Origin of the sequence: Ensifer sp. NM-2, assembly GCF_003024455.1 — a bacterium.
Lineage (GTDB): Bacteria > Pseudomonadota > Alphaproteobacteria > Rhizobiales > Rhizobiaceae > Ensifer > Ensifer canadensis.
The window spans coordinates 1-707 of the sequence record NZ_PVZR01000084.1; the positions used below are offsets into that span (position 1 = coordinate 1).

General features: G+C 65.5%; 1 protein-coding gene. It reads left to right on the forward strand.

The window, feature by feature from the left end:
• Positions 1-707 (forward strand): Gfo/Idh/MocA family protein (locus C6558_RS38870; protein WP_146160999.1); only part of this gene is annotated, 707 nt, incomplete at its 3' end.

Consider the following 707-nt stretch of genomic DNA (forward strand, 5'->3'; position numbering starts at 1 on the left):
ATGGCAATCGAGGGAACGAGCGAGAAGCGCGAGCGGCGGATCAGGCTCGGCATGGTCGGCGGCGGTTCGGGCGCCTTCATCGGCGCGGTGCACCGCATCGCCGCCCGGCTCGACGATCACTACGAACTGGTGGCCGGCGCCCTGTCGTCGACGCCGGACAAGGCCGAAAGCTCCGGCCGCGAGCTCGGGCTTGATCCGTCGCGGGTCTATTCCGACTTCAAGCAAATGGCGATCCGCGAGGCCAAGCTGAAGGACGGCATCGAGGCGGTGGCGATCGTCACCCCCAACCATGTGCACTATGCCGCCGCCAAGGAATTCCTGAAGCGCGGTATCCATGTGATCTGCGACAAGCCGCTGACCTCGACGCTTTCGGATGCGAAGAAGCTGAAGAAGGCGGCCGACGACAGCGAGGCGCTGTTCGTGCTCACCCACAACTACACCGGCTATCCGATGGTGCGCCAGGCGCGCGCGATGGTCGAAAATGGCGACATCGGCGCTATCCGGCTGGTGCAGATGGAATATCCGCAGGACTGGCTGACGGAGAATATCGAGCAGTCGGGCCAGAAACAGGCGGCCTGGCGCACCGATCCGGCCCGCTCCGGCGCCGGCGGCTCGACCGGCGACATCGGCACCCATGCCTATAATCTCGGCGCCTTCGTCTCCGGGCTGGAACTCGAGGAACTTGCCGCCGACCTCGACAGCTTCGT